Origin of the sequence: Streptomyces sp. PU-14G, from assembly GCF_041028275.1 — a bacterium.
Classification (GTDB): domain Bacteria; phylum Actinomycetota; class Actinomycetes; order Streptomycetales; family Streptomycetaceae; genus Streptomyces.
Genome location: NZ_JASKYT010000282.1, coordinates 1 through 10,182, shown reverse-complemented (window position 1 = coordinate 10,182; position 10,182 = coordinate 1). Strand labels below are relative to the sequence as shown.

At 74.8% G+C, this 10,182-nt stretch carries 1 pseudogene; it reads right to left on the bottom strand.

The features are described from left to right. Nucleotides 1–10,182: pseudogene (locus tag AB8Z75_RS25890) on the bottom strand (hypothetical protein); the annotation flags it as partial.

The window sequence follows — 10,182 nt, the reverse complement described above, 5'->3', positions numbered from 1 at the left end:
GTTCCGGAGGCGAGGCGGGGGCGGGCGTCGCTGCCCTCGTAGTGCTCGGTGCCTCGCTCCAGGAGACCGGACCGGTCCACGTGCGTCCGGTAGAACAGCTCGATCTCGTGGGTGGCGCTCGCGGGGCCGATTCCGGGCCGCATCCCGCGCCGTTCCGTCCGACCGTCGGCCCCGTGCCGGGACCAGGCGATGTCCATCCGGACGCCGAAGGCGTGGGCCAGCAGATGGGGGAAGGTGTCGCCGACGTTGGTGTTCCAGCGGTTGCCCCAGTCCAGGACCACGGACCGCAGGCCGGCCAACTCCGCCGGGTTCAACGGGGTGTGGCGCAGGACCAGATCGCGCAGCTCGCCCAGCAGTTCCGCGTCGCCGGCGAACCGGCGCTGGTCGGGTACGGGGACGCCCAGCCCGGTCAGCTCAACCACCAACTGGACCTCGTCCATCCTCGCCACGTCCGCGGCCAGCCCCTCGGGCACGGAATTGCGGTACTGGAGGACGATCTCGGCGGGCAGCCGCCCCTGGCTCGCGGTCAGGTAGTCGGCGACGAACCGCCGCATCGCGTCAAGGACATGACGGTCCGTGTCGCTGGGCTCGCCGCCGGCCGCCAGCTCGGCGCGGACCGTGTCGGGTTCGGACAGCCAGGCGTGCGCAGATCGGTCGTCGGCGGACCGGGTGGGGCCGGACAGACCGGGCAGGCGGTCCCTGACCAGCCCCGGGTCGCTCGCCAGGAACGCGTGCAGCAGGCAGTTGCCGTCCCCGGCCACCGGCAGCCGCCGTCCCCGGGCCCAGCGCGGGGTGCTGCCCACGGGGGCCGTCATGATCGGCGCCGGGGACGGTCCCGTCGGCCGCGCCGCCCGGCGCTGGGGCACCGCCCCCGGCGCAGGCGCGGCAGGAGTGGCCGGCGTCGCCGTCACCCCTGAGACCCCGGACCCGGTGGTGCTCGTGGTGTTCGTGGTGCCTGTGGTGCCCGTGGTGCCCGTGGCACCGGTAGTGCCTGTGGCGCCGGTGGTTCCAGTGGCATTCGTAGCACCTGTGGCGCCAATAGCGCCTGTGGTTCCGGTGGTTCCCGTGACGCCTGTGGCGCCGGTGGTGCCGGTGGTGCCGGTGGTGCCGGTGACGCCTGTGGCGCCTGTGGCGCCCGTGGCACTTGTGGTTCCGGCAGTGCCGGTAGTACCCACCGAGCCCGTGGTGCCCGTCGTGCCCGTCGTGCCCGTGGTGCCCGTGGTGCCCGTGGTGCCCGTGGTGCCCGTGGGCATGGTGGGTGGCGGTACCCGGCGTGGCCGCTTGGCGGGCGGCCGGGCCGCCGTGCGGGCCGACCGGGCCGGGCGCTTGACCCCCGCACGGGCGCGGGGGCGGTACCGCGGGCCGCCGGTGGCCGGGCGGGAACGTGCGGCGGCGCCCGGACCGGCGGTGACGAAGTCCGCGGCGGTGCGCCGGCGGCCCTGGGCGTCCGGAGACAGGGCGACGGTGATCCGGCCGTCCGCGTCCCTGAGGAAGTCCGCCTTGCCGTACGCGGTGTGCACCGTGGCGCCGGTGTTCCGGGCGACCGCGTCCAGCAGCGCTTCGACGGCCGGACTCGCCGTGGCCGGATCGGTGGGCGGCAGCAGGAGGACGATGTCGCTCCCGTCCGGACGCTCCGGGTCTTCGACGAACAGGTGGGCGATGTCCGCCGCCGGTATCCGTCCGGACAGCAGCCCCTCGCCCACGGGTCCGGCGATCCTGACCACCCAGGGCTCCGGGCCGTCCTGGCGGTGCCAGGGCGCCGTCTCGGAACCGTCGAAGGTGAGGCGCCCGTCGGACCCGACGCCGACGAGGGTGATCTCGCTGAGGTCGAGGTCGAGGGCGGGGAGGCTCTCGTCCAGGTCGCGGCCCACGGGCGAGCCGTCAGGGCGCCGGACGATCCGCTCGGGGGTCAAGGAGCCCTGGGCGGCCAGGTGGAAGGCGCCCAGCGGCACGCTCCGGTCCAGGTCCACCCCGATGGTGGCCGCCCGTTCCATCAGGCGGATCAGCTCCGGGCGCCGCGCCCGGTCGGGGGCGCCCAGGTGCAGGACGCGGGCGGCGAAGGCGTCCACGTCCCAGCCGAAGTCCCGCAGGGCCGGCGCCCCGCGCCGGTCCAGGACGAACCCGGCCAGCACCGCCAGGCTGGGCACGGCGGCCATCTCCGGTGCCCGCGCGGCGTCCAGCAGCACGGTGCGGTGCGTCTCGGTCACCACCGCGTCGGGGGCCAGCAGCAGGACGTGGCGGGCGAGCGCGTCCAGGTCGAGCGGACCGCCTTCGAGTTCGGGCACGGCCTGCCGCAGGGTGTCCAGTCGTTCGAGGGCGTGCCGCAGGGTGCTCCGCCAGCCCCGGGGCGGGCTCTGGGTGCCGGCCGGATCCGGGGTGGTGCCCGGCTCGAAGGGCACACCGTGGTTGACCGGCGGCGTGGCGCCCTGCCTGGTCGGCGGGGGCTTCGGCGCGCCCTTGCCGCCGGGCGGACCGGACGGGTCCACGACGGCCGCCGGCGGGAGCGCGGCAGGCCTGGGCGGGCGCGTGGTCCGGAAGTTCCACGGCGCGTTCGGGTTGCCGGAGCCGCGCGGCACGGCCGCGAGGAAGCTGTGGCCGCGCTCGTACAGGGCGATGGCGTTGCGGCCGTCGTCGGTCGCGGTGCCGAAGGTGTCGATCGTGCCGTTCTCGTGCACGAACGTGACGTGCACGTCCAGGTACTCCGCCACGAGCCGGGCGGCGAGCAGGGTCGTGCCGAGGTTCCAGCGGCGGGCGGCCCGCAGCTGCGCGCGGATGAGGCCCTCCCGCACGTGGTCGGGCACCGGCGGAAGGGACTCGGGCAGCCGTCCGCCGCCGCGTACCAACTCCTCGTACAGGTCGTCCGCCAGCGGCTGCACGAACCCGGCCCCGTACAGCTCCTCCTCGGTGAACGTGGCCCGCGGGTCGAGCGGCAGCTGAGGCGGCACCGGCGCGAGGCCCAGCGCCTCGGCCAGCTCGTCGGCGACCTCGAACCCGGCGGAGCCCGCCGGGTCCGCTCCCAGGGCGACCGCGACAGCGGAGTAGAACTGGTTGCCGTTCCCGACCCGGGTCTCGACCAGGTCGTAGACGAAGCCGTCCGGGTCGGTCAGCGTACGGGGGTCGGTGGCCGCGTCGAACCTGGGCTGGTCCGCGTAGGTCGCCTCGTCCAGGCCCTCCCAGGTCCACGGGCGGGTGGCGTGGGCGGTCAGCAGGGACTCGTCCACCGGGTCCTCGGGCTTTTCGAGAGGCGGCGGCCCCTCGGCCACGGCGCGTGCCTCGACGGCCTGGAAGTGCGCGTCGGCCAGGTACAGCACGACGAGCTCGGCGTCGTCGTCCAGCGAACGGCGGGGGTCGGGCGGGAAGTCCTGGTAGGTGCCGTCCCCCCGGACGACGCGCACACCCACCCCGTACCGCCGGGCCGCGAGCGCGGGCAGCACGTCGGCGGCGCTGTGGTCCCAGCCGGTGCCGGCGGCGGCGTCGGCGGCGCGCCGCAGTTGGGCGGCGGCGAGCCCGCGGCGCTGGTCGGGGCTCAGCGGCTGGTAGCGCCGGTCCGGGGCCGGCCGGTCGCCGGCCGAGTGCGGGATGACGCCGAGGGCGTCGAATTCCCGGCGCTGCGGGGTGCCGGTGCCCAGGTCGAGGGCAGCGGCGTCCAGTTCGGCGGCGGCGAAGGTGTCCGTCTCGTCCGGGGAGAGGTAGGCCAGCAGCGGCGAGTCCGGCGGCAGCCCGTCCACCGTGTCGGCGAACGCGCTCCGCAGCCCGGCGGGGTCGAGGGTGCTGCCGTCGGCGCCGGTGCGGGCGGCGGGCAGCACCTGCTGGAGTGCGCGGAAGAAGGAGTTGTCCTCGGCGACGTCGCGCAGCCGGTGGGTGGTTCCTTGCGGGGACCTCACCGCGGGCGCGCCGTCGTCGAGGTCGGTCACCAGGGTGTAGCGCGGCGGGGCCGGGGGCGGCTCTTGGAACGTCGGGTCCTCGGTGTCCCGGCGCTGGTCCGTGCCCGTGCTTGAGGTCTCCTCCTCGGAGTCTTCGGGCTCCTCGGTGATCGTCTCCAGTCCGCCGGGGAGCCGCTTCGGCTCCACCGGCTCCTGCCCCAGGTCCGTCACCGTGGGCTCGGGCAGTCCGCCGCGGGTCGGTACGGCGCCTTCCTCGGCGCTCGGCGGGTCCTCGGGCAGCCGGTGCCAGCGGGTCAGCCGGTCGGTCTGGGCCCGCAGGTGGTGGAGGTTGTCCGCGGCTGCCTCGGCCGTGCGCTCCTGGTCGCGCACCTGGGTGAGGAGCGCTTCCGCGGCGTTCTGCGCCCCCCGGTACGCCTGGGCCGCGGCGTGGGCCGCGTCCCGAGCGCTCGCCACGCTTTCGGCCGCCGCGGCCCTCCGGGCGTCGAAGGCCTGCCGCGCCCGAGCCGCCCGCTCGTCCCGTTCCGCGCGCCGGACGCGGCCGACCAGGGCGTCCGCCTCGTCCCTGGCCCGCCGGGCGGTCTCGATGCGGGCCTCGGTTACGGCGCGCTCCGATGCGGGGGCGGTTGCCGTCAGGTCTGCCAGCAGGGCGTCCTCGTAGGCCTGCCGCGCCTGCGCGGCCTGGTCGAGGGCGGACCGCAGGGTGTCGGCCGCCGCGTCCTGGAAGTCCGCGGGAGCCTGCTGGAGCGCCGCGCGGGCCGCGACCAGCGCCGCCTCGTACTCCTGCCGTGCCGCGGCCCGCTCCGCCCGCGCGGCGCTCTCGGCCAGCCGAAGATCCTGCCGGGCCACGGCGCGCACCCCACGGGCGGTCTCGGCGGCCTCTCGCAGGCCGGGCAGGCCGCGGCGCAGCTCCCAGTACTTCCCGTCCTCGTCGGCCCAGGTCTTGGCCGCGTCCTTGACCTTGTCCCAGGCGTCGGCGACGGCCTGGGGGAAGTTGTCGTCGGTGATCAGCCCGAGCCCCCGGGCGACGTCCTCGCGCACCCAGGCCAGCACATGGGACTGCGCCTCGACGGCCTGCGGCCCCGGCTTGACGCCGCCGAGCGAGCCGAGCAGGTGCTTGCGGACCCACTCGCTGCTCGACAGGTCCTTGAACTGCCGGTGCACGTCCGCGACGCTCAGCCAGGCCGTGGGGATGGCGAACGCGAAGACCCGGCCCGTGTTGGGCTTGCTCTTCACCTGGCGGGCCAGGTCGTCGGCGGCCACCCGCCCGTCGCTGTCGGAGGCGTCGGCGCCGGTGCCGGGGCCCGGGCTCGCCATGCCGACGCTGTCCGACTTCGTGACGGCGACACCACCGAGGACGGCGTTGTGGTCGCCGCCCTGGGAGGTGGTCACGTTGTCGCTGTGGGTGATCCGGGTCGGGGACTCCATCCGGGCGCCGTCAGCCACCGCCAAAAGCCGCGCGCCGGTGAAGTCCGGCCGGGAGAAGACCTGGAGCGCGCCCTCGGAGCGGTCCGAGAGGGCGTTCTCGACCAGACCGCTGGTCTCGTAGCCTGCGTCGCTCGACGCGTGCTCGAAGAACGCGGAGAGGGCACCGGGGCCGTGGGCGTCCTCCAGCACCTGTGCGGAACCGGTCCCCTCGGCGGTCAGCGGGGTGATCCGCGCCTTGCGCAGCGCCCGCTCCAGTTCCTCGCCCCTCAGGTCGCCGGAGAGAGCGGCCAGCCGGTTGTCATACGCCTTGGCCAGCGCGAGGGTACTCGCCGCGAGGATGCTCTCCGCGCCGATGATGTTGCGGACGTGGAAGCCGTTCTCCGGCGGGACGAACGGGCCCTGGGTGCCGTCCGGCAGGGTGATGGCGCGCCAGGAGTCGAAGGCCCTGGTGGGGTCCTCCGCCATCTCGCGCACCGGGCTGTCGTCCCCGGTGAGGACGTTCACCGCGGGCGGGGTGTCGGCGATCTCCGGCGCGGCCAGCGGATCGGGGCGGTCCACCGGGGCGCCCGGGGCGGCGTCCGGCCGCATCAGGCTGAGCGGGACGATCTCGCGCTGGCTGCCGACCTCCCCGCTCTCCTCCACCCGCCGGGGCCCGCGGTTCCCGCTGTCCTCGCCCCTCTTGCGGCCCAGCTCCACGGTGAGGCTCAGCCGGTAGCGGGTGGCGTACTCGGCGTGCGGCTCGCTGGTGTACGACGTCCACAGCCGGCCCCTCACCCGGGTGCCGGCCGCCGAGACGTAGTTCCGCTTGGAGCCGGTCTCGGTCAGCGACGGGCCCGCCATGCGCGCGGTGTCGCTGCCGATGTGGGCGCCCTCTTGCAGCGCCGTTCCGGCGTCGCCGCCCCGGCCCTTGGCGGAGGCGTCGCTGAAGCTCTCGACCGCCCACCGGTGGTCCTCCAGCTCGGTGCGGGGCCACAGCCGCACGAACTCCTGCTCGCCCACGGGCTCCAGGCGCGCCCGGACGCGTACGCTCCGACCGCCGACGCGGATCCGCTTCCAGCCCAGGCCGACCCGGCCGGTCACCGACGAGCCCGTGCCCATCATCTCCCGGCGCAGCGCGCGGGTGACCCGGGACGAGGTCAGCTGGTGGATCGTCTCCCGGCTGTCCTCGTCGAGGCCGAGGTCGCGCAGGCGCTGCTGGAACCGCTCCACCACCTCGGTGGTGTCCAGGGAGTTGACCGGGTAGGTGGCGAACGGGGCGCTGCGGAACCACCGGGGCTGGAGCCACCGGCGGGCCAGGTAGCGCGGACCGCCGCCGAGGTCGTCGCCCTCGATGAGGCCGAGCTGGTGGGCGACCCGCTCGGGCAGGTGCCCCAGCCAGCCGCCCCGGACCACCTGGCGCTCACCGGCCCAGTCGTGCAGCCTGCGCACCACCGCGCCCAGCGGCGAGAGCAGACCCAGGGAGCGCGTCTCGGCGGCCACCTCGTGCTCGGCATCACCGTTCGCGAGCACCTGGTAGCCCTGGTCGACGCGGTTGATGTCCGAGGTGACGGTGCGGGTGACGGTGCCGCTGGAGCTCTGGCTGCGCCACCACGGCCGCCAGAACAGGCCGTAGCTGCCGGTGACCCCGGAGCCCGGGGCGTGGGAGTCGCGGTAGGCGACCGTGATGCCGGCCTGCTGGGTGAAGGTCCGACTCTGCGCCCCAGACGCCTTGGTGGAGCCGCCGACCGTCATCTCGGTCTCCATCGGCCGCGGCCCGGTCAGCGCGCGCAGATTGGTGATCCGCATCCGGTGGACGACGGTGGCCAGCCAGTCGATGTAAGGCCCCTGGCCGAACAGGCCGGTGCGGCGCGAGCCGGTGGCGCTCGCGTTCTGGTCGGCGTTGGCCGTCAGGAACTGCGGCAGCTCCGGGCGGACGGCGGCCTCGTGCGCGGGGGCGCCCTCGCGGGTGAACTGCCACCGTCCGCGGGACGCCTTCTCCAGGACGCGGTCCCCGATGCCCCGGTCCTCCTTCGGGGCCAGCACGGAGAGCGTCTGGTGGGGCAGCCCGTCCAGCGGGCCCGGGTCCCAGGCGCTCTCGGGAGACGCGTCGAGCAGCTTCCTGGCCTCGTGGCGGGGCATCCGGCTGGGGGTGACCGGATGCGGGTCCAGGTAGGGGTTGTCGGCGTCCGGGGCGTGCGGGTCGGTGGCCGGGGAGTGGTCGGCCGGGACGCTGAGCAGCACCTTGCCCTCGACGGCCGGGACCGCGGCGTTGCCGCCGACGATGTCGCCGCGGGTCTTGGGGCCGAAGACGAACAGCTGGGTTCCCAGGACGCCGAAGCTGACCAGGCCGCGCAGCAGGCTGCGGAACCGCCAGTAGCCACCGGTGCTGACGGTGAGCGACAGGTCGTAGGAGTACAGGTTGCCCGGCTCCAGGGTGACCGCCATCTGGTCGGACGTGGCGGTCGCGCCATAGCCGGACTCGTCGCGCGTCTGCCAGCCGGCCTGGTAGCCGCCCCGCGCGCCGAGGGTGTGCGCGGAGAGCCCGACGTCGCTGGTGTCGGAGTCCCGCAGGGCCCCCAGCACCTCCAGTCCGAGCCCGGCGCCCTGGACGCCGTGCTGGGACTGGTCCAGGTTCGTGGCACCCGGGGCGCTGTGGCGCAGGATGGTGTCCGTCGGGCCCACCCAGGCGCGGTTGGTCAGCTCCGCGTCGAGCCAGATGTAGTAGTGGCCGCGGGTGAACCTGCCGGGGTCCACCAGGCCGATCCGCAGCCCCCGTTGGCTCATCGCCTCCAGGTTCCCGGCCATGCTGTGGTGCGACAGCGCGTTGATGACGGTCAGCGTGTTGTGCAGGACCAGTTGGTAGTGCCCGTGGTTGCGCCACCGCTGGCCGTTCGGGTCGCCGAGGTCCTCCAGGCGGGCGACCATGGTGGGGTACTTGCCGGCGACAGCGGTCAGCACCTGGCGGGTGAACGAGTCGAGCCGGGTGCGGTCGGAGAAGGTGACCGTCGGGCTCTGGGCGGCCGAGGCGGTCGCCTGCTCCTGGGCGGGCAGGTCTGTGCCCTCGGTTGCCTCGGGGAACCTGCGGCTGTAGCGGCCGTTGGCGTAGAGGAACTGCACCGGCCGGGACATGCCGAGGGTCGGCGGGTTGTTCTCGGTGAGGTAGGCGGGGGCGAACGGCTCGGTGTCGCGCCCGAGGACGTTCTCGTCGGCCATCCCGGCCAGGCGGCGCGCCTCGGTACGCGTCATCCGATCCAGGCTCCAGGTGGTGAACGGCGTCGGGTGCGCGTCACCGGTCTTGCGGATCCAGACGGTCTTCTCGACCCGGTACAGGTCGCTGGCCTTGTTCTTGGCCCGGCCGACCGAGCGGACCGCGCCCGAGCCGCCGGTCGTCTGCGAGCGGCCCCGCACGTGCCCGATGCGCGCGCTGGCGCCGAGCTGGATGCGCGGCTTGAACCGGCCCAGCCAGCCGGGGATGAAGCTCAGGGGCGGGAAATTGAACGTCGGCCCGACGACGGCCGCGAAGTCCTTGGAGTACGCCTTGGTCTGCTTCCACGTGTTCTGCACCGTCAGGAAGCCCGAGTCCCGCAGCTCCGCGTCGTGCGTCTCCGAGGCCAGCACGGCCCGCCCGGGGACGATCCGCTCGATGACGAAGGCGCCCAACGGCGTGTTCTTCTTGTCGTCGGCGAACAGCGGGTTGCTGGGCACCGCGGACCGGGACAGCCGCCCGGCGAGCTCGTGGAAGCTCCCGGAGGACAAGAAGCGCTCCAGCTCGCGGTAGGCCGAGGAGCCGGGAGAGGCGCCGATCCGGTCGACCGCCCACTCGCGGATGTGCGCGACGGGGCCGAAGTCCTCGGTGATGACGAGCTGGTAGTCGGCATCGGGGCCCAGCTGCAGCGTCCTGGGGGCCCGGCCGGGCGTGGACTGCGTGGTGACGCCCTCGGGCAGCCGCACGGTGAGGCCGTGGTGCACACCGAACGCGAACTGAACGGCCGGGGCGGTCTCCAAAGCCGGCTTGGCCCGCCAGCGGGTACCGAGCACACCCGGCTTGGCGGGGCGCGCCGGCTCCGCGTCGGTGATGCGCACCTCGACGTAGGCGTCGTCCAGGTACGGATGCGAGGTGCCGAGGTCGCGGGTCTCCCCCTCGCTGACGACCTGGTTCTGCGCCGTGTAGGCGAAACCGCGCACGCGGCCCAGCCGCAGGCTGAGCCGGCCCCACGGGGAGACCGTCGCGGTCCGCGGTCCCAGCGGCACCCCCAGGGCGAGCTGGCGGGTCTGGCCGAGGGTCTTGGTCCCACCGACGGCGGTCTGGGAGCGCTGCGCGTTGTCGCCCTTGGTCGGCGAGGCGCCGTCGGTGAACTTGGTCCACTCGCCGTAGTTGCGGATCCTGACGTGCATCTTGCGCAGCCGCCCGGACTCGGCGCGGTAGACGAACTCGCGGCCGTCCCCGGTGAAGGTCTGCGGACGCTCCCGCATCGCCTGCTGGATCCGGTCCAGGACGGACTCGTCGACGCCGCCGCCGCGCACCCGGCGGGGCGTGCGCGGCTCCGGAGCCGAGGCGGTCTCCCGGCCGTGCTCCGTCATCCTGCCGCCGATGTGCGCGGCGATCCCCTCCCGGTTGCGGATGACCACCTCGCTCCGCCCGAAGACGACGGGCATGGAGCTGCCGTCGGAGTCGTCCCCGGGGAGCGCCAGGAAGCCGTCGACGTAGCCGGGCATCCGGCTGTCGTCGGTGAACCTGCTGGGCCGGTGCACCTGCGGAGGCGGCAGCATCCCGGTGTCGACACGCGCACTGCGGCGCTCGTCCAGCTCCTCGTCGAGGCGTACCCCGGCCGGCCGCGGACGCGGGTTCTGGCCGGGCGGCGGGGTGGTCCCCAGGGACGAGGGCGGCGGGGAC